This window comes from Comamonas terrae, from assembly GCF_001544075.1.
Lineage (GTDB): Bacteria > Pseudomonadota > Gammaproteobacteria > Burkholderiales > Burkholderiaceae_C > Comamonas > Comamonas terrae.
Window position 1 is genome coordinate 91,604 of the sequence record NZ_BCNT01000012.1, and the last position, 26,276, is coordinate 117,879.

Annotated in this window: 26 protein-coding genes; 12 read left to right on the forward strand and 14 right to left on the reverse strand. The window is 66.7% G+C overall.

The genetic code is table 11. The features are described from left to right. The first annotated feature begins 118 nt into the window (after window positions 1-118). From Cte04_RS16125 to Cte04_RS16140, 4 genes are all read left to right on the forward strand, one after another. Window positions 119-1,660 carry a DUF4178 domain-containing protein gene (locus Cte04_RS16125; protein ID WP_066480468.1) on the forward strand — a complete coding sequence of 514 codons (1,542 nt, stop codon included), beginning with the start codon at window positions 119-121 and terminating at the stop codon, window positions 1,658-1,660. A gap of 32 nt (window positions 1,661-1,692) precedes the next feature. Further along, window positions 1,693-1,911 carry a DUF350 domain-containing protein gene (locus Cte04_RS16130; protein WP_066480469.1) on the forward strand — a complete coding sequence of 73 codons (219 nt, stop codon included), beginning with the start codon at window positions 1,693-1,695 and terminating at the stop codon, window positions 1,909-1,911. Between the two features lie 133 nt (window positions 1,912-2,044). After that, on the forward strand, window positions 2,045-3,577 hold the full coding sequence (locus tag Cte04_RS16135; RefSeq protein ID WP_157082065.1) for a polyamine aminopropyltransferase: 1,533 nt from the start codon (window positions 2,045-2,047) through the stop codon (window positions 3,575-3,577). Next, window positions 3,556-5,322, forward strand: a complete 1,767-nt coding sequence (locus Cte04_RS16140) for an NAD(P)-binding protein (protein WP_066480471.1) — start codon at window positions 3,556-3,558, stop codon at window positions 5,320-5,322. The genes Cte04_RS16135 and Cte04_RS16140 overlap by 22 nt, the downstream gene beginning before the upstream one ends. Before the next feature lie 123 nt (window positions 5,323-5,445). Here Cte04_RS16140 and Cte04_RS16145 read toward each other — a convergent pair whose 3' ends face one another. The 3 genes from Cte04_RS16145 to Cte04_RS16155 are packed head-to-tail and all read right to left on the reverse strand — an operon-like array spanning window position 5,446 to window position 7,629. Continuing rightward, window positions 5,446-6,453 carry an HD-GYP domain-containing protein gene (locus Cte04_RS16145; RefSeq protein ID WP_066480478.1) on the reverse strand — a complete coding sequence of 336 codons (1,008 nt, stop codon included), beginning with the start codon at window positions 6,451-6,453 and terminating at the stop codon, window positions 5,446-5,448. 14 nt (window positions 6,454-6,467) lie between these two features. Next, window positions 6,468-7,094 (reverse strand): retropepsin-like aspartic protease family protein, encoded by a 627-nt coding sequence (locus tag Cte04_RS16150; RefSeq protein WP_066480570.1) that lies wholly within the window; start codon window positions 7,092-7,094, stop codon window positions 6,468-6,470. A gap of 49 nt (window positions 7,095-7,143) precedes the next feature. Then, window positions 7,144-7,629, reverse strand: a complete 486-nt coding sequence (locus tag Cte04_RS16155; protein WP_066480481.1) for a YajQ family cyclic di-GMP-binding protein — start codon at window positions 7,627-7,629, stop codon at window positions 7,144-7,146. 102 nt (window positions 7,630-7,731) lie between these two features. Here Cte04_RS16155 and murB point away from each other — a divergent pair, with 102 nt between their 5' ends. Beyond that, window positions 7,732-8,823, forward strand: a complete 1,092-nt coding sequence (gene murB, locus Cte04_RS16160) for a UDP-N-acetylmuramate dehydrogenase (RefSeq protein ID WP_066480488.1) — start codon at window positions 7,732-7,734, stop codon at window positions 8,821-8,823. Between the two features lie 100 nt (window positions 8,824-8,923). On the opposite strand, the gene Cte04_RS16165 is transcribed toward murB, so the two are convergent. Then, entirely contained in the window at window positions 8,924-9,289 is a 366-nt protein-coding gene (locus tag Cte04_RS16165) for an SPW repeat protein (RefSeq protein WP_066480491.1), read from the reverse strand. A gap of 97 nt (window positions 9,290-9,386) precedes the next feature. Continuing rightward, the gene (locus Cte04_RS16170; protein WP_066480492.1) at window positions 9,387-10,253 is read right to left on the reverse strand and encodes an MBL fold metallo-hydrolase; all 867 of its coding nucleotides are present in this window, start codon (window positions 10,251-10,253) and stop codon (window positions 9,387-9,389) included. A gap of 111 nt (window positions 10,254-10,364) precedes the next feature. Here Cte04_RS16170 and Cte04_RS16175 point away from each other — a divergent pair, with 111 nt between their 5' ends. Next, the gene (locus tag Cte04_RS16175; RefSeq protein ID WP_066480494.1) at window positions 10,365-11,258 is read left to right on the forward strand and encodes a LysR family transcriptional regulator; all 894 of its coding nucleotides are present in this window, start codon (window positions 10,365-10,367) and stop codon (window positions 11,256-11,258) included. A gap of 109 nt (window positions 11,259-11,367) precedes the next feature. Here the strand turns inward: Cte04_RS16175 and Cte04_RS16180 are convergent, their stop codons facing one another. From Cte04_RS16180 to Cte04_RS16220, 9 genes are all read right to left on the reverse strand, one after another. Then, on the reverse strand, window positions 11,368-12,147 hold the full coding sequence (locus Cte04_RS16180) for an ABC transporter ATP-binding protein (RefSeq protein ID WP_066480495.1): 780 nt from the start codon (window positions 12,145-12,147) through the stop codon (window positions 11,368-11,370). 16 nt (window positions 12,148-12,163) lie between these two features. Beyond that, a complete protein-coding gene (locus Cte04_RS16185) occupies window positions 12,164-12,877 on the reverse strand; it encodes an ABC transporter permease (RefSeq protein ID WP_066480500.1) in 714 nt (237 codons plus the stop codon). Next, window positions 12,874-13,560 (reverse strand): ABC transporter permease, encoded by a 687-nt coding sequence (locus tag Cte04_RS16190; RefSeq protein ID WP_066480571.1) that lies wholly within the window; start codon window positions 13,558-13,560, stop codon window positions 12,874-12,876. Before Cte04_RS16190 ends, Cte04_RS16185 begins: the two co-directional genes overlap by 4 nt. An 82-nt stretch (window positions 13,561-13,642) precedes the next feature. After that, entirely contained in the window at window positions 13,643-14,404 is a 762-nt protein-coding gene (locus Cte04_RS16195; protein WP_066480504.1) for a lysine/arginine/ornithine ABC transporter substrate-binding protein, read from the reverse strand. A gap of 247 nt (window positions 14,405-14,651) precedes the next feature. Then, the gene (locus Cte04_RS16200; RefSeq protein WP_066480510.1) at window positions 14,652-15,122 is read right to left on the reverse strand and encodes a hypothetical protein; all 471 of its coding nucleotides are present in this window, start codon (window positions 15,120-15,122) and stop codon (window positions 14,652-14,654) included. 224 nt (window positions 15,123-15,346) lie between these two features. Continuing rightward, a complete protein-coding gene (gene argG / locus Cte04_RS16205; protein ID WP_066480514.1) occupies window positions 15,347-16,684 on the reverse strand; it encodes an argininosuccinate synthase in 1,338 nt (445 codons plus the stop codon). Window positions 16,685-16,797: 113 nt separating this feature from the next. Further along, a complete protein-coding gene (gene ppnP, locus Cte04_RS16210) occupies window positions 16,798-17,115 on the reverse strand; it encodes a pyrimidine/purine nucleoside phosphorylase (RefSeq protein WP_066480519.1) in 318 nt (105 codons plus the stop codon). 148 nt (window positions 17,116-17,263) lie between these two features. Next, entirely contained in the window at window positions 17,264-17,986 is a 723-nt protein-coding gene (locus tag Cte04_RS16215) for a glycine zipper 2TM domain-containing protein (RefSeq protein ID WP_066480573.1), read from the reverse strand. Between the two features lie 136 nt (window positions 17,987-18,122). After that, entirely contained in the window at window positions 18,123-18,485 is a 363-nt protein-coding gene (locus Cte04_RS16220; protein ID WP_066480523.1) for an ArsC family reductase, read from the reverse strand. Between the two features lie 113 nt (window positions 18,486-18,598). On the opposite strand from Cte04_RS16220, the gene folC reads away from it, so the two are divergent. From folC to gltX, 6 genes are all read left to right on the forward strand, one after another. Beyond that, the gene (gene folC, locus Cte04_RS16225; protein ID WP_066480528.1) at window positions 18,599-19,924 is read left to right on the forward strand and encodes a bifunctional tetrahydrofolate synthase/dihydrofolate synthase; all 1,326 of its coding nucleotides are present in this window, start codon (window positions 18,599-18,601) and stop codon (window positions 19,922-19,924) included. 59 nt (window positions 19,925-19,983) lie between these two features. Beyond that, window positions 19,984-20,955, forward strand: coding sequence for an SPOR domain-containing protein (locus Cte04_RS16230; RefSeq protein ID WP_066480533.1), 972 nt, complete (start codon window positions 19,984-19,986; stop codon window positions 20,953-20,955). A 63-nt stretch (window positions 20,956-21,018) separates the two neighbouring features. Beyond that, a complete protein-coding gene (locus Cte04_RS16235) occupies window positions 21,019-21,519 on the forward strand; it encodes a CvpA family protein (protein WP_066480534.1) in 501 nt (166 codons plus the stop codon). Window positions 21,520-21,725: 206 nt separating this feature from the next. Further along, the gene (gene purF, locus Cte04_RS16240) at window positions 21,726-23,234 is read left to right on the forward strand and encodes an amidophosphoribosyltransferase (protein WP_066480537.1); all 1,509 of its coding nucleotides are present in this window, start codon (window positions 21,726-21,728) and stop codon (window positions 23,232-23,234) included. A 342-nt stretch (window positions 23,235-23,576) separates the two neighbouring features. Further along, window positions 23,577-24,788 (forward strand): O-succinylhomoserine sulfhydrylase, encoded by a 1,212-nt coding sequence (locus Cte04_RS16245; RefSeq protein ID WP_066480575.1) that lies wholly within the window; start codon window positions 23,577-23,579, stop codon window positions 24,786-24,788. Beyond that, window positions 24,788-26,194 (forward strand): glutamate--tRNA ligase, encoded by a 1,407-nt coding sequence (gene gltX, locus Cte04_RS16250; RefSeq protein WP_066480538.1) that lies wholly within the window; start codon window positions 24,788-24,790, stop codon window positions 26,192-26,194. The genes Cte04_RS16245 and gltX overlap by 1 nt, the downstream gene beginning before the upstream one ends. The last annotated feature ends 82 nt before the right edge of the window (window positions 26,195-26,276 follow it).

A 26,276-nucleotide genomic window follows, 5' to 3' on the forward strand; every position in this document is an offset into this window, starting at 1 on the left:
GGCAGGCGCTATCGGAATCGAAGCGCCAGCCGCGCACCTTGCCTCCATTTCAAGCGAAATACCCTCGGGGTTGATGAATAGCGGGCGCCAGGCGCTCATGATTGCATAGCACTTGCCCATGACTTCCAGCCCTTCGCAGCGCGAATACGTCGCTCCCTGTCCTGGCTGCGGCGCACCGGTGCGCTTTACCAGCGCGCAGGCCGGCTTTGCAGTCTGCGATTTCTGCCGCAGCACGGTGGCGCGCAGCGGCGATGTGCTGCAGCGTGTGGGCAGCATGGCCGAGGTGTTCGAGGACTACAGCCCGCTGGCGCTGGGCGCCTCGGGCATGGTGCAGCGCAATGGCAAGCCCGAGCCGTTCACGCTGGTGGGCCGCGCCCAGTACAGGAGCAAGGCAGGTTCCTGGTCCGAATGGACGGCCGAACTGGGCACGGGCGAGCTCGGCTATCTGAGCGAGGACAACGGCCATTTCGTCTTCACCTTCGACTGGACGCCGCCGGGCTGGAACGTCACGGCCTTTGTCCCGCGCGAATGGCGCATGGGGCGCGAGCTGCGGGCCGGCCAGGCGGGCGAGCTGCGCTTTACCGTCACCAGCGTGCAGAACGTGCAGCTGGTGGCCGCGCAGGGTCAGCTGGCGCAGCTGCCGCAGCCGGGCCGGGACTTCTGGCTGGTGGAGCTGCGCAGCGACCAGGGCCAGGTGCTGTCGGCCGACTTCAGCGGCAAGGCACCGGCCTTCACGCTGGGCGCTGCGGTGCAGCTCGAGGCGCTGAAGATGCAGGGCCTGCGCGATACGGCAGCGCTCAAGAAGGAAGAGGGCCGGCATTTCAACTGTCCCCACTGCGCTGCCGTGGTGCCGGTGCGCTTCGACGGTACCAAGGCCATCAGCTGCCCGAGCTGCGGCAGCCTGATCGACATGTCGCGCGGCCTGGGCGGGGAGCTGGGCTTTTCCGAGCAGCGCAGAAGGATCAAGCCTGCCATCGCGCTGGGCAAGACCGGCAGGCTCGAGGGGCTGGAGTGGCAGGTGGTGGGCTTTCAGCGCCGCTCGGGCCGCGAACTCGGCGAAGAGGACGATGACGAAACCTTCGAGTGGGACGAATACCTGCTCTACAACCGCAAGGCGGGCTTTACCTTCATCGTCGATTCCGAGGACGGCTGGAGCACGGCGCGCGTGATCGGCGGCGTGCCCAAGGTGGCCAAGAGCGGCGCCACGGCGACCTACATGCAGCGCAAGTACCGCCGCGAGTCCGCCTACATGGCCGAGACCGTGTATGCCGAAGGCGAGTTCTACTGGCCAGTGTTCAAGGGCCAGAAAAGCAGCAATGTGGACTATGTAAACGAAGGCAAGCAGGCCACGCTGGCGCAGGAAACGGCGCAGCGCGAGACCACCTGGACGCACGGCCAGCGCATCTCGGCGCAGACCCTGGCCGCGGCCTTCGGCGTGGACCGGCTCAGGGACCGCTCCGATGCCGGCCTGCTCTCGGGCAGCCGCTTCAGCATCGGCGGCATTGTGCTATGCCTGGTGATACTGCTGCTCGTGCTGTTCGCCATCCGCGGCTGCATCGTGCGCGCCAGCTGCGATCCGCGCATCGATCCCAACTGCAGCTACAGCCGCTCCAGCAGCGGCTCCTATGGTGGCTACACCTCGGGCGGCAGCCACAAGTAAAGCAAAGAACGTTTCCAACAAGGAGAAAGCACATGCGCTTCGACTGGTTCAACCCTCAGGCATTTTTCGGCTCCATCCTCTACGCGCTGGTCGGCGTCGCGGTGTTCTGGCTGTGCTTCATCATCATCGACAAGATCACGCCCGTGGACATGTGGGCCGAGATCGTCGAGAAGCACAACAAGGCGCTGGCCATGGTGGTGGCGGCCATGTGCCTGGGCATCAGCATCATTGTGGCGGCGGCAATACATTGATACCCCCTGAGCGGCTTTGCCGCTTCCCCCTGAAAGGGGGACGACACCTTCGCTGCGAGGCGGCTCTTGCTCGGTGTCTCTGGCGTGTGCCCTGCCGCTTTTTTGCGGCAGTTATCTGAAAGTTGAGGGTGGTTTGACGAATGTGAAGGCGGCGGGGCCGCGGCCCATCGATGTGGCGCTGCTGGCCAGCGTGTTCGTGATCGCGGCCTGCGGCCTGCTCTACGAGCTGGCTGCGGGAGCGCTGGCGTCCTATCTGCTGGGCGACTCGGTGCTGCAGTTTTCCACCATCATCGGCACCTATCTGTTTGCCATGGGCATAGGCTCGTGGCTGTCGCGCTATTTCGAATACCAGCTACCCGCGCACTTCCTGCGCGTGGAGCTGATGGTGGCGCTGATCGGCGGCGCGCTGCCGGCCGTGCTGTTCCTGGCCAATGCCTATGTGCCGGGGGCCTTTCGCCCGCTGCTGTACGGCATGGTGCTGCTGGTGGGCACGCTGGTGGGGCTGGAGATCCCGCTGGTCATGCGCATCCTGAAGCGCAACGCCTCGCTCAAGGACCTGGTCTCGCAGGTGCTGACCTTCGACTATCTGGGCGCGCTGGCCGTGTCGCTGGCCTTTCCCATCGTGCTGGTGCCCAAGCTGGGGCTGGTGCGCACGGGCCTGCTTTTCGGCTTCATGAACGCTGCCGTGGCCGTGTGGGCGCTGGTGCTGTTCCGCCACGAGCTGCGCCGCCTGCACGCCCATGCGCTGGGCTGCGCCGCCGTGCTGGCTGTGCTGGGCGGCGGCATTGCAGGGGCCGACCACCTGACGCGGCTGGCCGACGACCATTTCTACCAGGACCGCATCGTGATGAGCAGTGCCACGCCGTACCAGCGCATCGTGGTCACCCAGGGGCGCCAGGGCGCGCGCCTGTACCTCAACGGCAATCTGCAATTCGCGCAAAGCGACGAGTACCGCTACCACGAGGCGCTGGTGCATCCGGTGATGGCCGCGCACGGCGCGCCCAGGAGAGTTGCCGTGCTGGGCGGCGGCGACGGCATGGCGGTGCGCGAGGTGCTCAAATACGCCACGGTGGAATCGGTCACGCTGGTGGAGCTGGACCCGGCCATGACGGGGCTGTTCAGGGACAACGCCATGATGCGCGCGCTCAACCAGGATGCGCTGCGCGATCCGCGCGTGCACATCGTCAACACCGATGCCTTCCAGTGGCTGCAGCAAGAGAGCGGCACGTTTGACGCCATCATCGTGGACTTTCCCGATCCGACGAACTTCGCCATCGGCAAGCTGTTCACCAACAGCTTCTATGCGCTGCTGGACAAGCGCCTGGCCGCCAGCGGTTATGCCGTGGTCCAGACCACGTCACCGCTGATCGCGCGCCAGAGCTTCTGGATCGTGGTGCAGACCATTGAATCGGCAGGGCTGCTGGCCACGCCCTACCACGTGCATGTGCCCAGCTTTGGCGAATGGGGCTTTGTGATCGCCAGCCACCGGCCCTGGCGCGAGCCCGCCACGCTGCCGCCGGGCCTGCGCTTTCTGAGCCTGCCCGGCATGCGGCTGATGTTCGATTTTCCGCTCGACATGGCGCGGCTGCCGGCCGAGGTCAACCGCCTGTCCAACCAGGTGCTGGTAACGACCTACGAGCGCGAATGGGGCAAGGTGGAGCATTGAGCGCGCCGAGCATCACCCGCCGCGGCTGGCTGCGGGCTGCGGCTTGCGGTGTTGCGGGCGCTGCGGGCGCGCTGGCGGGCTGCACCCCCGATGACGCCGCGCTGGCCGATGGGCATGATTTGCCCGGTGGCTTTACCGGCGTGGCGCTGGAGCGCGGCCACAGCCTGCGGCCGTTGTGGCAGCGGCTGGAGCAGGGCATTGCGCTGCCGCCGCCGGCCGCCGTGCACCGCGCGCCCGTGGTCATTGCCGGCGGCGGCATGGCGGGCCTGGCGGCGGCCCGCGCGCTGGAGCTGGCCGGCGTGCAGGGCGCGGCCCTGATCGACACGCAGAACGCCATGGGCGGCAACAGCCAGGGCGGCCGGGTGGGGGGCGTGGATTGCCCGCTGGGCGCGCATTACCTGCCCGTGCCCGGCGACGATGCCGGCGAGGTGCAGGACTGGCTGGAGGAGCTGGGCCTGCGCCGGCGCGTGGCGGGCCGCTGGCAGTACGACGAACGCCACCTGTGCCACAGCCCGCAGGAGCGGCTGTACTGGCAGGGCGGCTGGCACGAGGGACTGCTGCCCGTGCAGGGCGTGGGCCCGCAGACGCTGGCGCAGTATGAACGCTTCGAGCGCCTGGTGGCCGATGCGGCGCGGCAGGCACGCTTTGCCATGCCGTCCATCCGTGTCTGGGCGCGCATGGGCCGCCTGCCACCATCCCATGCGCAGCTGGATGCGCAGCGCTTCGACCAATGGCTGGCGCGGCAGGGCCTGGATGACGAGCGCCTGCTCTGGTATCTCGATTACTGCTGCCGCGACGACTTCGGCGCCGGGCTGGCGCGCGTCTCGGCCTGGGCCGGCGTGCACTATTTCGCGAGCCGCCATGGCTTTGTGGCGCCGCGCCCCGCGGGCGAGCGCGATGCGCCGGCTGATGGCGGCGACCAGGTGCTGACCTGGCCCCAGGGCAATGGCTGGCTGTCGCAGCAACTGGCGGCGCGCCTGGCGAGCACGCAGCAGGTCGCCGATTGCAGCGTGCTGGCGATTGCCGAGGACCGCCACGGCGTGCAGATCGATACCTGGCACCACGGGCGCGGCCGGCACGAGCGCTGGCTGGCCGGCAAATGCGTGGTGGCCCTGCCGACCTTTGTCGCCGCGCGCGTGGTGCGCGATGCGCCGCAGTTCCTGCAGACCGTGGCGCGGAGCCTGGACTGGGCGCCCTGGCTGGTGGCCAACATCCATGTGCGCGGCCCGCTGGCCGACCGCCCCGGCGCCGAGCCCGCCTGGGACAATGTGATCTACCAGGACGGCAACGAGGGCGGACTGGGCTATGTGGATGCGGGCAACCAGCGCCTGGACCGCATCACCCGTGCGCCCACGGTGCTGAGCTACTACCAGGCGCTGGGCGACTGGGCCGACGGGCGCCGGCAGCTGCTGCAGCAGCCTTTCGGGTTCTGGCGCGAACGCATCGTGCGCAGCCTGAGCCTGCCGCATCCCGATCTGCTGCTGCAGGCCACGCGCATGGAAATCACGCGCTATGGCCATGCGATGGCGATTCCGCGGCCTGGCGATCAACAGGTTCTGAGTCAAATTGCCCTGAGCGCCCATACCGGCGGGCGCAAGCAGCTATTGAATGGAGAGCGCATCAGCCCCCTGCCGCTGCCGGCCACGGCGCGCCTGAGTTTTGCGCATTCGGACTGGGCGGGCTACTCGGTGCTGGAGGAAGCTTTCACGCGCGGCCACCATGCCGGGCTGTGGGCGGCAGCTTGAGAGGGAGCGCACTGCGCTGAAAACCGGCGCAGCCCCAGCGAGGGACGGCGGCACGGGCCTGGGCGGCCCCGGCAAAGCCCGTGGTCCCGTTGCACGTCGCCCCGGGGGAAGCCGCGCAGCGGCTCAGGGGGAGCCTGGAACTTTCACCATGCGGTACAGCGACTGGCTGCTGCGGGCGCAATGCACGCCCAGCTGGGCCATGGCGCGCGGATCGAGTTCCAGCGTGATGGCCGAGCGTGCCAGCGCCGACTGCACCTTGGGACGGCGGCCATGGAGGTGCGTGTCCAGGTGCATGACGGGCGGATAGAGGCTGCGCCCGTCGCGGTCTATGACGCTGGCCATCTGCGGCTCGTCGGGCCGGGGGCCGCGGCGCAGCACCACGGCGATGTCGCCGCTGTCGAGCTGCACATAGGTGCCGGGCGGGTACAGGCCGGTCACCTCGGTCAGGGCCTGCTGCACCTCGTCCGTGGGCTGGCCGTGCTGGCGCAGGATCTGCAGCGATTCGGCGGCGCTGCGGCCGGCGCGGGTCTTGCGCGGGCTGATCAGCGCCGCGTAGCGGTCCACCGTGCCCAGGATGCGCACCAGCCGCTGCTGCGGCGCCAGCGATGCAAGGGGTGCTGAGGGTTGGGGCGCGTGGTGGTGCTCGACCACCGCCAGCCACAGCGCGTCGGTGACATGCAGCTGCTGCAGCAGCGCGCGGCTGTCCCGGGGATGCTGCTGCACGGCCTGTGCCTGCGTGCTGGACAGAGGCTCGCGCTGCTCGGCCAGCAGATCCTGCAGCGCGTTCATGCCGATGTTCATGGTCAGCGCGGCCAGCACCAGGATCTGGCGCTCGCCACGGTCCAGCCGCAGCGCCTGGGCCAGCACATGGCACAGGCTGGCACACACCAGCGCGTGCGAGGCGCTGTAGCCCACGGTGGAGGACGCGGCCCGCTGGAACATCAGGTACAGGGCCGCATCGGTATCGTGCGCGATCAGGTCCTGCAGCCAGCGGTCCAGCTGCTGGAGCTTGCCTGCAAAGCCTGCGATGCGCTGCGGCTGAGACAGCAGCAGCGACAGCGCGGCCTCCAGGTCCGACCACAGGCCCAGCAGGTCCTCATAGGGCTCGTCCTCGTGCAGAAGAGGGTTCATGGCAGAGGCGCGGATCAGCGCTTTTCGAGCACCATCTCGGTGCCCTGGCGCGTCATGTGGAACTGCGTCAGCAGGCTGTTGCCCAGCAGCACATAGGGCATGGGCAGGGGGGCCACCACGGCGTCCACGCCGTAGACCTCCACGTCGCCTATGCGCACGCTGTCCAGGCGCAGCCGCCAGCCCTGGGCATCGCCGTTGGCGGTGCGCATCATCACGGGCGTGCCCTGCCGGTAGGGCAGGCCCATGCGCTCGGCATCCGCGCGTCCTATGGCGACCGCGCTGGCGCCCGTGTCCACCATGTACTGCATGGTCTTGCCGTTGATCAGCCCGCTCTCGATGAAGTGGCCGCGGCTGTCGGCCTTGAGCACCACGCGGCGGCCGCGCGCCTCGTTGCCCGAACTGGCGCCGCGGCTGCCGATGCTGACCGGCGCCTCGCCCAGGCGCAGCGTCTGGCGCTGGCCCCTGATGTCGACGACGGCCGAATCGCCGGCCACCTGCAGCACGCGCACGCCCTGGGCGCTGTCGCCGGCGCCCAGGGCCCTGGGCGACTGGCCGTCGATGACCAGCAAGGCCTTGCTGCCCAGCACGCCGCTGAGCGCGACGGACTGGGCATGCGCCGCCAGGGGCTGGAGGCTTGCCATCGCCGCCGCCAGCAGCAGGCCGGCGCAGCTGCGCAGGGAGCGCTGCACGTCAATCGCGAAAGTTGTTGAAGGACAGGGGGTGGTCGGCCAGGTCCTTGCGGATCAGGGCCATGGCGGCCTGCAGATCGTCGCGCTTGGCGCCGGTCACGCGCACGCTTTCGCCCTGGATGGCGGCCTGCACCTTGAGCTTGCTGTCCTTGATGAGCTTCTGGATCTTCTTGGCCAGCTCGGACTCGATGCCGTTCCTGACCTTGACGGTCTGCTTGAGCTTGTCGCCGCCGATCTTCTGCGCCTTCTGGATGTCCAGGAAGCGCACGTCCACATTGCGCTTGGTCAGCTTGTTGCGCAGGATGTCCTCGACCTGCTGCAGCTGGAATTCGGCATCGCCGAACAGCGTGATTTCCTTGTCCTTGAGCTCGATGGCGGCCGAGGTGCCCTTGAAGTCGAAACGGGTACCGATTTCCTTGGCCGTGTTTTCCACGGCGTTCTTCACTTCGACGAAATCGGCTTCGCAAACGGTGTCAAAAGAAGGCATGTGTGTTTTTCCTGGCTATGGGTTCTGAAGGTATCGCAGTGCAGGCTGCGGAGATGCGCGCGCTGCCAGCGGTGCGGCAGGGGCAATGCGACAATCGGGTCGATGTTAGTCGAGAAAAATGTTCCCCTGCAGCATTGCAACACCTTTGGCATTGCCGCGCGCGCCGAAACCCTGGTGCGCGTGCGCGGTGAGGACGATATCCGCCATTTCCTGGCCGATCCGCTCTGGGGCCGCCAGCCGGTGTTCGTGCTGGGCGGCGGCAGCAATGTGGTGCTGACCGGGGACGTGGCGCCCGTGGTGCTCAAGATGGAAATCATGGGCATGCGCCTCGCGCAGGAGACCGACAGGCACTGGATCGTGGAGGCCGGCGCCGGCGAGCGCTGGCACGACATGGTGGCCTGGACCCTGTCCCGGGGCTATGCGGGCCTGGAGAACATGGCGCTGATCCCCGGCACCGTGGGCGCGGCGCCCGTGCAGAACATCGGCGCCTACGGCCTGGAGCTGCAGGACCGCTTCGAGTCGCTGGACGCCGTGGACCTTGCCACCGGCGAGCAGTTCACGCTGGACGCGGCGCAATGCGCTTTCGGCTACCGCGACTCGGTCTTCAAGCATGCGCCGGCCCAGCCCAAGTACTGGCCGGTGCAGGGCTCCGCGCCGCGCGGCCTGGGCCTCAAGGGACGCGCCGTCATCACGCGCGTGCGCCTGGCCCTGCCCAAGGCCTGGAAGCCCGACCTCGGCTATCTGGACCTGCAGCGCAAGCAGGCCGAAAAAGGCGTGGAGCACCCCACGGCCCGGCAGATCTTCGACTGGGTCTGCGAGATCCGCCGCGCCAAGCTGCCCGATCCCGAGGTGATCGGCAACGCGGGCAGCTTCTTCAAGAACCCGACGGTGACGCCCGAGCAGTGCGCGGACATCATCGCGCGCGATCCCAAGATCGTCCACTACCCGATGGACGACGGCTCCATCAAGCTGGCCGCGGGCTGGATGATCGATGCCTGCGGCTGGAAGGGCAAGAGCATGGGCCGTGCCGGCGTCTACGACCGCCAGGCCCTGGTGCTGGTCAACCGCGGCAACCGCCACAGCGTCGACGGCAGCGTGACGGGCGGAGAGGTGATGACGCTGGCCAAGGCCATACAGACCAGCGTCTACGAACGCTTCGGCATCCGGCTGGAGCCCGAGCCCGTGGTGGTCTGATCCCCGGCGCAGGCCCTGCGCGCGTCCCGAAGGGCGGCCATGGGCCCCACAATGAAAAAAACCGCCCGAAGGCGGTTTTTTTCATGAGCGATGCGCTGCATCAATGCGCCGTGCGGTCGTGCCGCATGAGGCTGTAGTCCTTGTCGGTGAACAGCACCCACAAGGCCAGCACCATGACCACGATGCCCGAAACCACGGCGTTGCGCATGGCATCCATGTGCATGCTAAAGCCCAGCACCCAGGGCGACACCACCATCCACAGCCCCAGCACGCCCTCGGTCCACTCCTCCCATGCCCGGGGCATGAAGATCGCACCAAGCGCTGCCGCAATCAGGGCCAGGCCCACGACCACACCGCTGACCGTGGGCGCCATCTGATCCTGAAAACCCAGGACCCAGGGTGACAGGGCCAACCAGGCGCCAAGCAAGGCATTGAGCGGATCCTGCCAATGTTTCATATGTTTCATGGCTGCTACCTCCTGCCGCCGCAAACCATCTCCAGCGGCATAAGGTTGGATCGCCGGCCGGCGCAAAGGTTCCGGCGTCCGGTGAGTGAAAACGCGCTTACCAGCGCATCTCGCCCTTGTTGACCTTGGCGCCCAGCTCCAGCGAAGCGCTCTCGCCGAGCTCGGGGTAGGCGGCGCGCATGGCCTGGATGACGCCTGCGCTGTCTTTGGACTGCTGCAGCGCGGATTCGAACTGGACCAGGTAGCCGCGCGTGAAGTCTATGGCCTGCGCGTCCAGTGCCGTGCCGGGCTTCATGTGGCCGGGCACCACCACCTGCGGCTTGAGGGCCTTCATCTCGTCGAGCTGGGCAATCCAGGCCTGGCGCTCGGCGGGCGTCTGCGTGTCGGCCGTCCACACATGCATGTTGCCGGCCACGGCCACATTGCCCACGATGGCATGCAGCGAAGGCACCCAGACATAGGGGCGGCGGGCCAGGGGGCCGGTGGTGCCGCGCACCTCGATGGCCTGGCCGTCCACGGTGAGGGTGTTGCCGGCCAGCGCTTCGGGCAGCACGGGCTTGGCGGGCGCATTCACGCCCATCTTGGGCCCCCAGAAGGCCAGCTTGCCGGCCATGGTGGACTGGATTTTCTCGCGCACGGCCGGCGTGGCCTGCACCTTGGCCTGCGGGAACAGGGCCTGGAGCGTCTCGGTGCCGAAGTAGTAGTCGGGGTCGGCGTTGCTCACGAGGATGGTCGTCAGCGTCTTGCCGCTGTCGAGCACATTGGCCGCGATGCGGTAGGCGTCGGCGCGCGTGAAGCCGGCATCGACGACCACGGCTTCCTTGTCGCCGCTGATGAGCACGGAGCTGACATTGAAGCTGTTGGCATCGGCGCTGTAGACCTTAAGCTGCAGCGGCTCGGCGGCGTGGGCAAAGCCGAAGGCCAGGGCCAGGGTGGCGGCAAGCAGGGCGGGGCGTAGCGTCATGAGAAGAATCCTGATGGGTTGGTGAATCGACAGGCAGGACTTTATTTCTTAAAACGGTCCAGATAAACCGGTAAAAATGCGCTTTATTGTTTCTTATATCGAGCAAATTGAATGGATCGACTCACCGCCATGCGTGTCTTTGCCGATGTGGCCCAGACCGGCAGCTTTACCGCGACCAGCGACAGGCTGGAGATGTCGCGCGCCATGGTCACGCGCTATGTGGCCGAGATGGAGCAGTGGCTGGGGGCGCGGTTGCTGCAGCGCACCACGCGCAGCGTGACGCTGACCGACGCAGGCGAGCAGTGCCTGCGCCGCTGCCTGCAGATGCTGGCGCTTGCGCAGGAGGTGGAGGAGGAAACGGCGCCGTCGGGCACCGCGCTGCGTGGCCAGCTGCGGCTGACCTGCAGCATGTCCTTCGGCTATGCGCAGCTGGCCGCGGCGCTGGGCGACTTCCTGGCGCTGCATCCGCAGCTCAAGGTGGACCTGCATGTGAGCGAGGGGGCGGTGAACCTGGTGGCCGAGCGCATCGACCTGGCCATACGCATCAGCGCAGACCCCGATCCGGCGCTGATCGCGCGGCCACTGGCGGTCTGCGACTCGGTGCTGGTGGCGGCGCCGTCCTATCTGGATGCCGCGGGCCGGCCCGCTCAGCCTGCGCAGCTGGCCGGCCACTGCTGCTTGGGGCATGCGAATTTCGGGCGCAGCGAATGGCGCTTCACCCACGCGCAGGCCGGAGAGCAGCGGGTGAGCGTGCCCACGCGCTTCACGGCCAACGATGCGGTGGTGCTCATGGCCGCAGCCCGGGCCGGCGCCGGCATTGCGCTGCAGCCCACCTATCTGGTGCGGCCGCTGGTGCAGGAGGGGGTGCTGGAGGTGCTGCTGCCCGACTGGGAGCCGCCCCGGCTCACCGTGTATGCGCTGTATCCCTCGCGCCGGCATCTGGCGCCTGCCGTGCGCGCTTTGCTGGACTTCCTGGTGCAGCGCTTCGATGGCGTGCGCTGGTAGCACTGCCCGAGGGCTTCAAAAAAAGTAGCGGGCTGCGCTTGCCAGGAAAGGACTTAAATCCTCAATTGATCTGAAAATATTGCCTGGCAGGCGCTGGCTGCTATGTTTTTTATTTGAGATTGCCCGACAGAAAGCGTGCCAGCCGCTCGCTCCTGGGGTTGGACAGCACCTCGCGCGGATGGCCCTGTTCCTCGATCAGGCCCTGGTGCAGGAAGATCACGTGGTTGGACACCTCGCGGGCAAAGCCCATCTCGTGGGTCACCACCAGCATGGTGCGCCCCTGCTGCGCCAGCACCTGCATCACGCGCAGCACCTCGCCGACGAGCTCGGGGTCCAGCGCGCTGGTCGGCTCGTCGAACAGCATCACCTCGGGCTCCACCGCCAGCGCGCGGGCGATGGCCACGCGCTGCTGCTGGCCGCCGCTCATATGGCCGGGGTAGGTGTCCTCGCGGCCCTCCAGGCCCACCAGCTGCAGGTACTTGCGCGCCCGCGCCACGGCCTCGTCGCGCGGCAGGCCCAGCACATGCACCGGCACCTCGATGATGTTCTGCAGCACCGTCATGTGGGCCCACAGGTTGAAGTGCTGGAACACCATCGCCAGGCGCGAGCGCAGGCGCTGCAGCTGGCGCTGGTCGGCTGCCTGCAGTGCGCCGTCGCGCCCGGGGCGCAGCTGCAGCTCCTCGCCGGCCACGATGACGCGGCCCTGCTGCGGCTGCTCCAGCAGGTTGATGCAGCGCAAAAAGGTGCTCTTGCCCGAGCCCGAGCTACCGATGATGCTGATCACGTCGCCGGCGCAGGCGTTCAGCGAAACGCCCTTGAGCACTTCGTTTTGCCCATAGCGCTTGTGGATGTCCAGCGCCTGGAGTTTGTAGGGGGTGTTGCTTGTCATGGTCGTTCTCGCCCGCTCAGGCTTTGCGCGGTGCCAGGTAGCCCAGGTAGCGGCGCTCCAGCAGGCGGCAGCCGCCGATCAGGCTGAAGGTGATGCACAGGTAGATGGCGGCCGCGAAGAGGTAGGCCTCGAACGGCAGGTAGAAATCGGAATACACGCGGCTGGCGGCGCCGGTCAGGTCCAGCAGCGCCGGCACGGTGCTGGCCAGGCTGGAGCTGTGCAGCATCATCACCACCTCGTTGCCGTAAGCCGGCAGCATGCGGCGGATGGCGCTGGGCAGCACGATGCGGCGCATCAGCTGCCAGCGGCCCATGCCCATGGCGCGCGCGGCCTCGACCTCGCCCTTGTGGGTCTCGCGGATCGCGCCGGCCAGCATCTCGGCCGTATAGGCGGCTGTGTTCAGGCTGAAGGACAGCAGCGCGCAGAAGAAGGGCTCCTTGAATTGCGTCCAGGGCCAGACCGTGTCCCAGCGCGCCTGCACCCACTCGAGCTGGGCGAAGCCGTAGTAGATCAGGTACACCTGGATCAGCAGCGGCGTGCCGCGCATGAAGTAGGTGAAGGCCGCCACCGGCAGGCGGATGGGCGCCGAGCGGCTGACCAGGGCCAGCGCCATCAGCAGCGCCAGCACGGCGCCGATGGCCAGGCTGATCAGCGTCAGCTGCAGCGTGACCGCCAGGCCCTGCATGTACAGGGCCAGCGTGTCGGGTTCGAAGATCACGCTCCAGTTCATAGCTGCACCTTGTCCGTTCCGAGGCTGTAGCGCGCCGACAGGCGCTTGAGCAGCTGCAGCGACACGGCGGTGAAGAGCAGGTACAGCGCCGCAGTGAACAGGAAAAAGGCAAACGGCTCGCGCACGGCCGCGCTGGCCTGCTTGGCCAGGTAGGTCATGTCGTGCAGGCCGATCAGGCTGACCAGGGCGGTGGCCTTGATGAGCACCAGCCAGTTGTTGGTGAAGCTGGGCAGCGCATAGCGCACCATCTGCGGCAGCGTGATGCGGATGAAAGTGCGCAGCGGGCTCATGCCGAAGGCCCAGGCGGCCTCCATCTGGCCCTTGGGGATGGCGAGGATGGCGCCGCGGAAGGTTTCGGTCATGTAGGCGCCGTAGATGAAGCCTATGGTCATCACGCCGGCGGCAAAGGGGTTCAGGTCCACGCCCTGGTCGCTGCCCAGCAGCTCGAGCAGGCTGTTGAGGCCGATGGCGCCGCCGTAGAAGATCAGCAGCATCATCAAAAGCTCGGGAATGCCGCGCACCACCGTGGTATAGGCCGTGGCCAGCCAGACCAGCGGGCGCCGGCCCGAGAGCTTGGCTGCCGCGCCCAGCAGGCCGATCAGCGTGGCCACCAGCAGCGATGCCAGCGACACCGCGACCGTGAGCAGCGCCCCGTGCAGGATCGAGTAATAGTATCCACTCATGTCGTGCTGGTTGAGCGCCCCGCGCCCCACGTCAGGCGGACATCCGCCGCCAGACGCTCAACGCAAAACGCACAACATGGATTTATTGGCCGTAAGGATCGAAGTCGAAGTACTTCTTGGCGATCTTGGCGTAGGTGCCGTTCTTGCGGATGGTGTCGATCGCCTCGTCCAGCTGCTGCTTGAGCTCCTTCTGGCCCTTGCGCATGGCGATGCCGATGCCTTCGCCGTAGTACTTCACGTCGTACTGGTCGGGGCCCACGTAGCCGTAGTCCTTGCCCTCGGGCTTGCGCAGGAAGCCGCCATTGACTTCCACCTTGTCGGCCACGGTGCCGTCCAGGCGGCCGGCCTGCAGGTCGAGGTAGACCTGGTCCTGCGACTGGTAGGCCACCACGTTCACGCCGGCAGGCTTGAGCTCGCCCAGGGCCCATTTCTCCTGCGTGCTGCCCTTGAGCACGCCGATCTTCATGCCCTTGAGCGAGGCCGGGTCGGTGTACTTGACGGTCTTCTTGACCACGATGGCGCTGGGCGTCTTGTAGTAGCGCTTGGTGAAGTCCACCACGCGCTGGCGCTCGGGGGTGATCGAGATCGAGCTGACGATGATGTCGAACTTCTTGGCCTGCAGGCCCGGGATCACGCTGTCGAATTCGGATTCGACGAACACGCACTTGCGCTTGATCTGCTCGCACAGCGCGTTGGCGATGTCGATGTCGAAGCCCACGATCTCGCCGGAAGGGGTCTTGTATTCGAAGGGCTCGTAGGCCGGATTGGTGCCCACCCGCAGGTCGGCGGCCAGGGCGGAGCCGGCCAGGGTGGCAAGGGCGACGGCCATCAATGGTGCGCGCATGGTGATACCTCGTATCGGAAAGTTGGTGATTTTTGCCCGCTTTCGCGCCGCAGCGCTCAGAAGATACCCGGGACAGAAAAAAACCTCTATTGTCCTTTGTTCTGGCCATGCCGTGGTGGATGGCGTGCAGAAATTGCGTTTTTGCCTTGCTGACGGGAATGCGCGAGGCGCGGAAATGGCCTGCCGCAGTCAAAAAAGCCGCCCGGCCGGTGGGCGGGGCGGCTTTGCCATGCGGAGCATGGAGGGATTATTTCCAGTAGGCGGGGCGCAGCAGCATGCCGGTGATGCGGTAGGGCGCCTGCGGCTCCACGGCCATTTCCAGCGGCACGAAGCCCTTCTGGCACGACAGCAGCACGCTGGCGGTGATGGGGTTGGAGACCTGCATGCGGCCGACGGGCTGGCAGCTGCCGGTACCCGAGCGCAGGGAGTCGAACGCCTTCTGGACGGCGTCCACGGGCGATTCCTTGATGAATGGCTCGCTGAAGTTGCTGGCGGCGATTTTGCTCTTGCCGTTGATGGCGGCTACCACGGCCTGCAGGCGCTGCTTGAGGGCCGCATCGACGGCCGCCGCATCGACCTTCGGCTGCGCCGCTGCCTGATCGGCAGGCGCCTCGGCGGGCTTGGCGGCTGCGTCCTGGGCCAGGGCATTGACGGAAAAACCTGCCGACAGAACCAGTCCCGCCAGAACAAGGCCGCTGCGTGCTTTTTGAAGTGTCATGTATTGAGCCTTTCGTCTAACAATGCCGCGACTCTACCCGTGTTGGCCGTTCCGTATTGAAAGACCGGGGCTTGTTTTGTGTCAGCGGGTGTATGCGGCGCGGCGTGGGCCTGGAGCCCGATTCCTGCAAGTGACCGGGCGCGGGCGCTGGCCCGCAGGCGCTGGAGCGGGCGCGAAAAAGCCGCCCGCAGGCGGCTTGGATGAGGAAACGGCTGGCGGGCCGTTTACTTGCTGTTGCCGCCGAGCTGGGGCAGCGCGCTGCTGGTGCCCAGCGACAGCAGGCCGGCCTTGGAGTAGATGGCCAGCTTGTCGCGGGTGTCCATCAGGTCCAGGTTGCGCATGGTCAGCTGGCCGATGCGATCGGCGGGGCTGAACGGCGCGTCCTCGACCTTTTCCATCGACAGGCGCTCGGGCGCGTAGGTCAGGTTGGGCGACTCGGTGTTCAGGATGGAGTAGTCGTTGCCGCGGCGCAGTTCCAGTGTCACGGTGCCGGTCACGGCGCGGGCCACCCAGCGCTGGGCGGTTTCGCGCAGCATGATGGCCTGCGGGTCGAACCAGCGGCCCTGGTACAGCAGGCGGCCCAGGCGCAGGCCGTTGATGCGGTACTGCTCGATGGTGTCCTCGTTGTGGATGCCGGTCACCAGGCGCTCGTAGGCGATGTGCAGCAGCGCCATGCCCGGGGCCTCGTAGATGCCGCGGCTCTTGGCCTCGATGATGCGGTTCTCGATCTGGTCGCTCATGCCCAGGCCGTGGCGGCCGCCGATGCGGTTCAGTTCCAGGAACATCTCCACCGGGTCGGCAATTTCCTTGCCGTTGACGGCCACGGGGCGGCCTTCGTCGAAGGTGATCGACACTTCCTCGGCCTTGACCTCGACTTCCGGCTTCCAGAACGCCACGCCCATGATGGGGTTGACGATGCGGATGCCGCTGTTGAGCTGCTCCAGGTCCTTGGCCTCGTGCGTGGCGCCCAGCATGTTGGAGTCGGTGGAGTAGGCCTTCTCGGCACTCATCTTGTAGCCGAAGCCTTCCTTGGTCATGAAGGCCGACATCTCGGCGCGGCCGCCCAGCTCATCGATGAAGGTCTGGTCCAGCCAGGGCTTGTAGATCTTCAGCGCCGGGTTGGTCAGCAGGCCGTAGCGGTAGAAGCGCTCGATGTCGTTGCCCTTGAAGGTCGAGCCGTCGCCCCAGATGTGGACGTCGTCTTCCTTCATCGCGGCCACCAGCATGGTGCCGGTCACGGCGCGGCCCAGCGGCGTGGTGTTGAAGTAGGTGATGCCGCCGGTGGAGATGTGGAAGGCGCCGGCCTGGATGGCGGCAATGCCTTCGTTGGCCAGCTGGGGGCGGCAGTCGATCAGGCGGGCCTTCTCTGCACCGTATTCCATGGCCTTGCGCGGGATGGCATCGTAGTCCTCCTCGTCGGGCTGGCCGAGGTTGGCGGTGTAGGCATAGGGCAGGGCGCCCTTGTTCTTCATCCAGCGCAGGGCCGCGCTGGTGTCCAGGCCGCCGGAGAAGGCAATGCCGACCTTCTGGCCGACGGGAACGTGTTGCAGGATGGTTTCCATGGGATTTCTCTTCAAAGTGATAGCTGCTGGCGCTTGCCTGGTCTGCGCCAGAGGCTAAAAAGGCCTTGAATGGCTGGGCTGCAGCCGTCCGGGCCCGGGCGCAATCGGGTGCCTCAGGCGTAGTGGCAGATGTAGTGGTAGGCCTCGCTCACGCGGATGTCGAACTTGGAGTTCGCGGGAATCTGGAAGCTCTCGCCTGCCGAGGACTTCTTCCACTCGTCGCTGCCGTCCAGCCTGTACTCGCAGGAGCCGCCCACGCATTCCATGATCTCGGCGGCGGCCGTGCCGAAGGTCAGCGTGGCCGGCAGCACCACGCCCACGGACTTCCTGGTGCCGTCGGGCAGGGTGAAGCTGTGGCTGACGCACTTGCCGTCAAAGTACACATTGGCCTTGGTGGTGAGGGCCACGCCCTCAATGGTTTCGGTGGTCATGGAAAGGAACGCAAAAGGCGTGGTCTAGGGACAAACCAGCCATTTTAGGCTACGGATCCGCTGCATGCGCGGCCTGCCCCAAAGAACAAGAGCCCCGTGGCTGGGGCTCTTGTTCCTTTAGGTGCTGCGCGCGCACAGCTTGCCGGCATCAACGGCGCCAGCCGCCGCGCCAGCCCGGCCGGTAGTAGCCGTGGTAGTGCGGGCGAGTGGCGTAGTAGGCGCCCGCACCGATGGCCGCGCCGATCAGCAGCGGCGCGACATAGTCGCCAGCCGTATAGGCAGGCTGGGGCGCATAGTAGCCGCTCTGGTAGCTCGCCGCAGGCGCCACGGGTACGGTGCCATAAACCTGGGCGGGTGCGGGGTTGTCGTAGTAGCCGTTGCTGTTGTAGAGGTTGCCGTTGTCCGCGGGCGTCACGTTCAGCGCAATCCAGTCGCCGGGCGGCGTGGAGGTCTGCGTGGTGTAGTTGCGCCCACGGTATTCGTAGACCACGTTGTAGCCCACGGTCTGGTTCTGGTAGTAGTTCTGCGTGCTGCACTGGCGCACGGTCTGGTACTGGGGCGGGCCGTAGGCTTCGGCCTGGTTGCCCAGCATGGCGCCACCCACGGCGCCTGCAGCCGTTGCGGCTGCCCGGCCGGCGCCGCCGCCGATGGCATTGCCCAGCACGCCGCCGGCAATCGCGCCGATCACGGCCCCGGCACCGGTACTGCGCGGAGCCACGGCCACGGCCTGGTCATTGCAGACCTGCTGCGGCACGACCACTTGCTGCGTGATGGGGGTGGTGGACAGCACGCGGCCCCGTTCCTGGGCAAAGGCCACGGTGCTCATGGAGGCGGTTGCTGCAACCAGCGTCATTACTGCCAGGGGTTTCATCATTTTTCTCCTGTCATGGCGCTCTGTGCGCCAGACTGGAGAAAAGTTTAGTCCTCCCAGGTGAAGACCATGATGGCGCTGCGTAAATCTACGTAAATCAATGTGGCAATGTGAGTGTTTGCCTCTCTCCGTCGCTTCAGGCCTGCAGCAGTGCCTGCCAGTCCTCGGCCTTGAAGCCCACGGTGATCCGGCCGCCAGGCCATTGCACCACGGGGCGCTTGATGACGCTGGGGTGCTCCACCATGACGGCGGCCGCGCTGGCGGAATCCCGGGCCTGCGCCTTGACGGCATCGTCCAGCTTGCGCCAGGTCGTGCCCTGGCGGTTGAGCAGCTTTTCCCAGCCCACGGCCTCCATCCAGGCCGGCAGGCGCTCGGCCGGCACGCCCTGTTTCTTGAAGTCGTGGAAGTCGTAAGCGAGCCCTTGCTCGGTCAGCCAGCTGCGCGCTTTCTTGACGGTGTCGCAGTTGGGGATGCCGTAGAGCGTGATGGTGGAGGTCATGGGTCGGTTCCTGAAGATGGTTGCACCTGGCAAAGCATTTGGCAAAGCTTTTCGCCTGCCGCTAACGCGCCCGGCCATAGGGCCTCTGGTGCTGGGTGACAATAGCACCCAGTATGCACACCACATTTCCCACATTGGATGAATGGCTCACATATTGCGAGCGTCTGCATCCCCAGAACATCGCCCTTGGCCTGGATCGCGTGCGCACCGTCGCGCAGCGCATGGAGCTGCATTTCGACTGCCCCGTGATCACGGTGGCGGGCACCAACGGCAAGGGGTCGACCTGCGCCATGCTGGAAGCCGTGGCCCTGCAGTCCGGCTACCGGCCCGGCGTCTACACCTCGCCCCACCTCGTGCATTTCGAGGAACGCTGCCGCGTGGGCGGCGAGATCGTCAGTGCCGGCGACCTGATTCCCCACTTCGAGCGGGTGGAGCAGGCCCGCGTGAAGGATGGCGCGGAGGTGGCGCTTACCTACTTCGAATTCACGACGCTGGCCATCCTGCATCTGATGAGCCAGTCCAGGCTGGACGTGGCGATCCTGGAAGTCGGCCTGGGCGGGCGCCTGGACGCGACCAACATCATTGACGCCGACTGCGCGGTCATCACCAGCATCGACCTCGACCACATGGAACTGCTCGGCCCCGACCGCGAAAGCATTGGCCGCGAGAAGGCCGGCATCATGCGTACCGGCCGCCCCGTGATCGTCAGCGACCCCATGCCGCCGCAAAGCGTGATCGACCATGCCATGGAAATCGGCGCCGACCTGTGGCGCTTCGGCAAGGACTTCAACTACGACGGCGACAAGCAGCAGTGGGGCTGGGCCGGCCGCGGCCGCCGCTATGCCGGCCTGGCCTATCCGGCACTGCGCGGCGCCAACCAGCTGGTCAACGCCTCGGGCGTGCTGGCGGCGCTGGAGGCCCTGCGCGGCCAGCTGCCTGTGACCGCGCAGGCCGTGCGCACGGGCCTGGCCATGGTGGAGCTGCCCGGGCGCTTCCAGATCATCCCGGGCCAGCCCACGCTGGTGCTGGACGTGGCGCACAACCCGCATTCGGTGGCGGCGCTGACGGCCAACCTCGATGCCATGGGCTATTTCCCGACCACGCATGCCGTGTTCGGCGCCATGGCCGACAAGGACTGGGCCCCCATGCTCACCAAGGTCGCGCCGCTGATCGACCGCTGGTACTTCACCGACCTGCCGACGCCGCGCGCGGACACGGCCGAAGGGCTCAAGGCCAAGCTGGCCGAGCTGCAGTCCCGGGCCGGTCTGCGCACCGATGTGAGCATGCAGACCTTCGCCAACCCCCAGCAGGCTCTGGACGCCGCGGTGGAGGCTGCCCAGGCGGCTGATAGAATCGTGGTCTTTGGTTCGTTCTACACCGTGGGCGGCGTGCTGCAGAACGGCACGCCCCGCTTGAACGCCAAACACCTGGGCAACTGAAACTACGGCCTGCCGCTGCGGCATGGCTGCGGTCACAGGCCTGAACGAGTCCGTACTCCATGGCACTTTTCAATATTCGTTGGCCCGGCAAGAAAGATGATGGCGCGCAAGCCGTGCCTGGCGCCAAGCGGCCCGGCCGGCTGGCCCAGGGCGAGAGCGTGGAGGCCATGCGCCGCCGTGCCCGCCATCGCCTGATCGGCGCTGCAGTGCTGGTGCTGGCAGGGGTGATCGGGTTCCCGCTGCTGTTCGATACCCAGCCGCGGCCCATTCCCGTGGACATCCCGATCGAGATTCCGGACCGCGACAACGCCGCTCCCGTGGTGGTGCCCGGCGCCAATGCCGTCGGCGGCGTGGCCGCGTCCAACGGCCAGGTCACGGCCCGTGCCTCGCTGGGCGACGGCGAGGAAGAGATTCCGTCGCGCGGTGTCGCGCCAGCTCCCGCGCCGGCTCCCAAGCCTGCCGCTCCTGAACCTGCTGCACCGGCTCCTGCCATCGCTGCGCCGGCGCCTGCCGTGGTGCCGCCGGCTCCCAAACCCGAGCCCAAGCCCGAGGCCAGGCCGGAGCGCAAGCCCGAACCCAAACCCGAGGCCAAGCCGGAACCCAAACCGGAGCCCAAGCACAAGCCCGAGGCCAAGCCGGAGCCTAAACCCGAACCCAAGCCGGAGCCTAAACCCGAACCCAAGCCGGAGCCCAAGCATAAGCCCGAGCCCGGCAAGAGCGACGAGGCCGCACGCGCTCGCGCCCTGCTCGAGGGCCGCAGCGCTCCCGCTGCATCGGCGGGCGATTCGGCCAGTGCGGGCAACGAGCGCTTCATCATTCAGATCGGCGCCTTTGCCGAGGCCAGCAAGGCCAACGAGATCAAGTCCAAGCTCGGCGGTGCCGGCCTGAACGCTTTCACGCAGACCGTGGATACCAAGGATGGCAAGCGCACGCGGGTGCGCGTGGGCCCGTTCAGCAGCCGGGCCGATGCCGACAAGGCGGCCGCCCGCGTGAAGGGCCTGGGCCTGCCGGCCTCGGTGTTCAAGGGCTGACAGGACAGGTGCCGGCAGGCGAGACGGTCTGAAGACATACGCGCGACATAGAACCAGGCTCTCATGACCACGCTGGACTGGATTTTGGTGGCCGTCTTGCTGGGCTCCATGCTGCTGGGGGCCTGGCGCGGCCTGGTCTATGAAGTGCTGTCGCTGGTCGGCTGGATCGTGGCCTTCGTCGTGGCGCGCACCTGGGCGCAGGACATGGCGCAGTGGCTGCCGCTGGACGGCTGGGACATGCAGCTGCGCTATGCGGCCGGCTTTGTGCTGCTGCTGGTGGCGGCCATGTTTGCCTGGGGGCTGGTGTCCTGGCTGTCCAAGCAGCTGATCGAGGCCGTGGGCCTGCGGCCCGTGGACCGCACGCTGGGCGCGCTGTTCGGGGTTCTGCGCGGCGTTTTGCTGCTGCTGGTGCTGGCGCTGGTGATCCGCTACACGCCGCTGCACACCGCGCCGTGGTGGCAACAGTCGGAACTGGCGCCTTGGTTGTCCGAGGCATTGGGGATGGCGCTGCCGGCATTGCCGGCGCAGTGGGAGCAATATCTGCCGGCGGCTGCGGGAACTTGAAGCGGCCGGCAATGCCGCCAGATGCAAGACATGCCGGGGCGGCCAGGATGAAGGAATACGGCGGCTGCGGCCAAGCGCTGCAGCCGCCGCGAGGAATCCGGTGCAGGTGCGATCCATCTGCACCCGGTGAAAACGCAGGCCAGCCAATGGTGGCGGGCAGGCGAGTGTGGCGAGGGGCAGCCTTCGCAAACCAATGGAACGCTACTATGTGTGGAATCGTTGGTGTGGTCAGCACCGCACCCGTGAATCAGCTGATTTATGACGCTTTGCTGCTGCTGCAGCATCGTGGGCAGGATGCCGCCGGCATCGTGACCCAGCAGGAACGCAAGTTCTTCATGCACAAGGCCAAGGGCATGGTGAAGGACGTGTTCCGCACGCGCAACATGCGTGCGCTGCCCGGCAATGTAGGTCTGGGCCAGGTGCGCTATCCCACGGCAGGCAATGCGTCCAGCGAGGAAGAGGCCCAGCCCTTCTACGTGAATGCGCCGTTCGGCATCGTCATGGTGCACAACGGCAATCTCACCAACGCCAAGCAGCTGCGCCAGGAGCTGGCGGACACCGACCACCGCCACACCAATACCGAGAGCGACTCCGAAGTGCTGCTCAACGTGCTGGCCCACGAGCTGTCCCGCTCCACCAGCGGTGCGCCGCTCCAGACCGAGGACATCTTCAAGGCCGTGCGCGCCGTGCACAAGCGCATCAAGGGCTCGTATGCCGTGATCGCGCTGATCGCCGGCTACGGACTGCTGGCCTTCCGCGACCCGTTCGGCATCCGTCCGCTGTGCATCGGCCATGGCGCCGACGGCACCGTCATGCTGGCCAGCGAGTCGGTGGCCCTCGAAGGCACGACCCATGTGCTGGACCGCGACGTGGCGCCCGGCGAAGCCGTGTTCGTGCACAACGACGGCCGCATCGAGAGCCGGCAGTGCGCCGACGAGACGCACCTGAACCCCTGCGTGTTCGAATACGTCTACCTGGCCCGCCCGGATTCGGTACTCGACGGCATCTCGGTCTACCAGGCGCGCCTGAACATGGGCGAGACGCTGGCCAAGCGCGTGGTCTCCACCGTGCCGCCCAGCGAGATCGACGCCATCATCCCCATCCCCGAGTCCAGCCGCCCCAGCGCCATGCAGTTGGCCCAGCTGCTGGGCATTCCCTACCGCGAAGGCTTCGTGAAGAACCGCTATGTGGGCCGCACCTTCATCATGCCGGGACAGGGTACGCGCAAGAAATCGGTGCGCCAGAAGCTCAATGCCATCGGCAGCGAGTTCAAGGGCCGCCGCGTGCTGCTGGTGGACGACTCCATCGTGCGCGGCACCACCTCCAAGGAAATCGTGCAGATGGCGCGCGATGCCGGCGCCACCAAGGTGTACCTGGCCTCGGCCGCGCCGCCGGTGCGCCATCCCAACGTCTACGGCATCGACATGCCCACGCGCGCCGAACTCGTGGCCCATGGCCGCACGGTGGAGGAGATCCGCCAGGTGATCGGCTGCGATGCGCTGATCTACCAGGACGTGGACGCGATGAAGCAGGCGGTCGGCAAGATCAACGCCCAGGTGCAGGGCTTCGAGGCCTCGTGCTTCGACGGCGTCTACATCACGGGCGATATCTCCGACGACGAAGTCACGGCGCTCAACGAAGGCCGCAACCGCGGCGGCGAGGAAGAGTCCGAGGACACTTCGCGCCTGTCTCTGCCTAACGCGCAGGAAGCCTGATCCGCGCTGGCGGAACTGCGCCGGCCCTGCGTCATGATCCCGGTGGCAGCAAGAATGGCCATTCGAGAGGAAAATGCGGCCAGCAGGGCTGGCGGCTCTGTTCCAGGGCCTGTGCAAGTTGGCTATCGAAAAGATGAGCAGCTTGCGCAGGCCTGCCAAGAGTTTCCAATGGTTTCATTGCCATAACTCTTGGGGAAGAAGCGCCAGCAGCTTTGATTTTCATAGCTGGCGCTGAATGCAGGCCGGCAGGAAGAAAAGGCGGAGCGTCCGAGCAATGTGGCCCAGAACGAGGCCACTTTGTCTTTGCTGCCCGTCGTGTTCCGTACCATCTGGACAACCATTGTGACCAACAAGACATTACCCGAGGGCTTGCATCCCGACACGCTGGCCGTGCGCGAGGCCGTTGAACGCAGCCAGTGGGGCGAGCATTGCGAAGCCCTGTACATGACCAGCAGCTTCGTGCAGCCCGACTGCGCCACCGCCGCGCGCCGCTTTGCCAACGAAGAGCCCGGCTTCACCTACAGCCGCACGGGCAATCCCACGGTCACCAGCTTCGAAAAGCGCCTGGCCGCCATGGAAGGCACGGAGTGCGCCGTGGCCACCTCCACGGGCATGTCGGCCATCCTGCTGGTGGCGCTGACCGCGCTCAAGGCCGGCGACCATGTGATCTGCTCGCAGTCCATGTTCGGCTCCACCATCAAGCTGCTGGGCACCGAAATGGCCCGCTTCGGCGTGGAAACCAGCTTCGTCTCGCAGACCGACATCGAAGCCTGGAAGGCCGCCGTCAAGCCCAATACGCGGCTGCTGTTCGCCGAGACGCCCACCAATCCGCTGACCGACCTGTGCGACATTGCCGCGCTGGCCGAGCTGGCCCATGTCCACAACGCGCTGCTGGCCGTGGACAACAGCTTTGCCACGCCCGTGCTGCAGCAGCCGGCCAAGCTGGGCGCCGACCTGGTCGTGCACTCGGGCACCAAGTTCCTGGACGGCCAGGGACGCGTGATGGCCGGCGCCGTCTGCGGCACCATTGCGCTGGTGGACAAGGTCATGGGCACCTTCCTGCGCAGCGGCGGCCTCAACATCGCGCCGTACAACGCGTGGACCGTGATGAAGGGCCTGGAGACCCTGGCACTGCGCGTCAGGGCCCAAAGTGCCGCGGCGCTGGAGCTGGCGGCCTGGCTGGAGTCGCACCCCAAGGTGGCGCGCGTCTACTACCCGGGCCTCAAGAGCCATCCCCAACATGCACTGGCCATGCGCCAGCAAAACGGCATGGGCGGCGCCGTGCTGGCCTTCGACGTGGCCGGCGAGGGCGCCGAGCAGCTGCGAGCCAATGCCTTCCACGTGGTGGACAGCACCCGCCTGTGCTCCATCACCGCCAACCTGGGCGATGTGAAGACCACCATCACCCATCCGGCCAGCACCTCGCACGGCCGCCTGACCGAAGCCCAGCGCCAGGCCGCCGGCGTGGGCCAGGGCCTGATTCGCATTTCCGTGGGTCTGGAGCATCTCGAAGATCTCAAGGCCGATATTTCCCGCGGACTGGACACACTCTGATGACGCAAAAAGTACGTACCCGATTCGCCCCGTCCCCCACGGGCTTCATCCACCTGGGCAACATCCGCTCGGCACTGTATCCCTGGGCGTTCGCCCGCGCCAACCAGGGCGATTTCATCCTGCGCATCGAGGACACGGACCTGGAGCGCTCCACCCAGGCATCGGTGGACGTGATCCTGGAGGGCATGGCCTGGCTGCAGCTCGACCATGACGAAGGCCCGTTCTACCAGATGCAGCGCATGGACCGCTACAAGGAGGTGCTGGCCAGGCTGCAGGAGAAAGGCTACGTCTATCCCTGCTACATGAGCATGGAAGAACTGGACGCGCTGCGCGAAAGGCAGATGGCCAACAAGGAAAAGCCGCGCTACGACGGCACTTGGCGCCCCGAGCCCGGCAAGGTGCTGCCGCCCGTGCCCGAGGGCGTCAGGCCCGTGCTGCGCTTCAAGACGCCGCAGACCGGCGTGGTCGGCTGGGACGACAAGTGCAAGGGGCGCATCGAGTTCCAGAACGCCGAGCTCGACGACCTGGTGATCGCACGCCCCGACGGCACGCCCACCTATAACTTCTGTGTCTGCGTGGACGATATGGACATGGGGATCACCCATGTGATCCGCGGCGACGACCATGTCAACAACACGCCGCGCCAGATCCACATCTTCGAGGCGCTGGGCGCCCAGGTTCCGGTCTTTGCCCACCTGCCCACCGTGCTCAACGAGCAGGGCGAGAAGATGAGCAAGCGCAACGGCGCCAAGGCCGTGACGCAGTACCGCGATGAAGGCTATCTGCCCGACGCCATGGTCAACTACTTGGCCCGCCTGGGCTGGAGCCATGGCGACGACGAGATCTTCAGCCGCGCCCAGTTCCTGGAGTGGTTCAACCTCGACCACCTGGGCCGCAGCGCCGGCCAGTTCGACGAGGCCAAGCTGCGCTGGGTCAATGCCCAGCACCTGAAGGCCATGGACGATGCCCGGCTGGCACAGCTGGCCAAGCCCTTCGTGGTCAAGGCCGGCGTCGATGCCGCGCTGCTCGAAGCCGACGACCGCCTGGTGCGCATCTGTGCACTGTTCAAGGACCGCTGCGAAACCCTGGTGGACCTGGCCAACTGGGCCAAGGTCTTCTATGTGGACGGGGTGGAGCGCAATGCCGAGGACTACGCCAAGCACGTGACCGAAGCCGCGGGTCCGGTGCTCGACGCCTTTGCCGCCGCCATGGAAACCGTGGAGTGGACCAAGGACGCCATCGCCGCCGCCATCAAGGAAGTGCTCAAGGCGCAGTGCGTGAAGATGCCGGCCCTGGCCATGCCCGTGCGCGTGCTGGCGGTGGGCACGGCCCACACGCCCTCGGTCGACGCGGTCATCGAACTGCTGGGACGCGAAAAAATTCTCTCGCGTTTGAAAAACCGCTAAAAACCTGTCTATAATTTGAGGCTCTGCACAACGCGACAAATTGATTGTTGCATTGCAAGGCGAAAGCCTTGGGCAGGTCTTT

Coding starts and splice junctions, on each gene's coding strand:
- Cte04_RS16125 (WP_066480468.1), top strand. CDS start 119: ATGACTTCCAGCCCTTCGCAGCGCGAATACGTCGCTCCCTGTCCTGGC.
- Cte04_RS16130 (WP_066480469.1), top strand. CDS start 1,693: ATGCGCTTCGACTGGTTCAACCCTCAGGCATTTTTCGGCTCCATCCTC.
- Cte04_RS16140 (WP_066480471.1), top strand. CDS start 3,556: ATGGGGCAAGGTGGAGCATTGAGCGCGCCGAGCATCACCCGCCGCGGC.
- Cte04_RS16145 (WP_066480478.1), bottom strand. CDS start 6,453: ATGAACCCTCTTCTGCACGAGGACGAGCCCTATGAGGACCTGCTGGGC.
- Cte04_RS16150 (WP_066480570.1), bottom strand. CDS start 7,094: ATGGCAAGCCTCCAGCCCCTGGCGGCGCATGCCCAGTCCGTCGCGCTC.
- Cte04_RS16155 (WP_066480481.1), bottom strand. CDS start 7,629: ATGCCTTCTTTTGACACCGTTTGCGAAGCCGATTTCGTCGAAGTGAAG.
- murB (WP_066480488.1), top strand. CDS start 7,732: ATGTTAGTCGAGAAAAATGTTCCCCTGCAGCATTGCAACACCTTTGGC.
- Cte04_RS16165 (WP_066480491.1), bottom strand. CDS start 9,289: ATGAAACATATGAAACATTGGCAGGATCCGCTCAATGCCTTGCTTGGC.
- Cte04_RS16170 (WP_066480492.1), bottom strand. CDS start 10,253: ATGACGCTACGCCCCGCCCTGCTTGCCGCCACCCTGGCCCTGGCCTTC.
- Cte04_RS16175 (WP_066480494.1), top strand. CDS start 10,365: ATGGATCGACTCACCGCCATGCGTGTCTTTGCCGATGTGGCCCAGACC.
- Cte04_RS16180 (WP_066480495.1), bottom strand. CDS start 12,147: ATGACAAGCAACACCCCCTACAAACTCCAGGCGCTGGACATCCACAAG.
- Cte04_RS16185 (WP_066480500.1), bottom strand. CDS start 12,877: ATGAACTGGAGCGTGATCTTCGAACCCGACACGCTGGCCCTGTACATG.
- Cte04_RS16190 (WP_066480571.1), bottom strand. CDS start 13,560: ATGAGTGGATACTATTACTCGATCCTGCACGGGGCGCTGCTCACGGTC.
- Cte04_RS16195 (WP_066480504.1), bottom strand. CDS start 14,404: ATGCGCGCACCATTGATGGCCGTCGCCCTTGCCACCCTGGCCGGCTCC.
- Cte04_RS16200 (WP_066480510.1), bottom strand. CDS start 15,122: ATGACACTTCAAAAAGCACGCAGCGGCCTTGTTCTGGCGGGACTGGTT.
- argG (WP_066480514.1), bottom strand. CDS start 16,684: ATGGAAACCATCCTGCAACACGTTCCCGTCGGCCAGAAGGTCGGCATT.
- ppnP (WP_066480519.1), bottom strand. CDS start 17,115: ATGACCACCGAAACCATTGAGGGCGTGGCCCTCACCACCAAGGCCAAT.
- Cte04_RS16215 (WP_066480573.1), bottom strand. CDS start 17,986: ATGAAACCCCTGGCAGTAATGACGCTGGTTGCAGCAACCGCCTCCATG.
- Cte04_RS16220 (WP_066480523.1), bottom strand. CDS start 18,485: ATGACCTCCACCATCACGCTCTACGGCATCCCCAACTGCGACACCGTC.
- folC (WP_066480528.1), top strand. CDS start 18,599: ATGCACACCACATTTCCCACATTGGATGAATGGCTCACATATTGCGAG.
- Cte04_RS16230 (WP_066480533.1), top strand. CDS start 19,984: ATGGCACTTTTCAATATTCGTTGGCCCGGCAAGAAAGATGATGGCGCG.
- Cte04_RS16235 (WP_066480534.1), top strand. CDS start 21,019: ATGACCACGCTGGACTGGATTTTGGTGGCCGTCTTGCTGGGCTCCATG.
- purF (WP_066480537.1), top strand. CDS start 21,726: ATGTGTGGAATCGTTGGTGTGGTCAGCACCGCACCCGTGAATCAGCTG.
- gltX (WP_066480538.1), top strand. CDS start 24,788: ATGACGCAAAAAGTACGTACCCGATTCGCCCCGTCCCCCACGGGCTTC.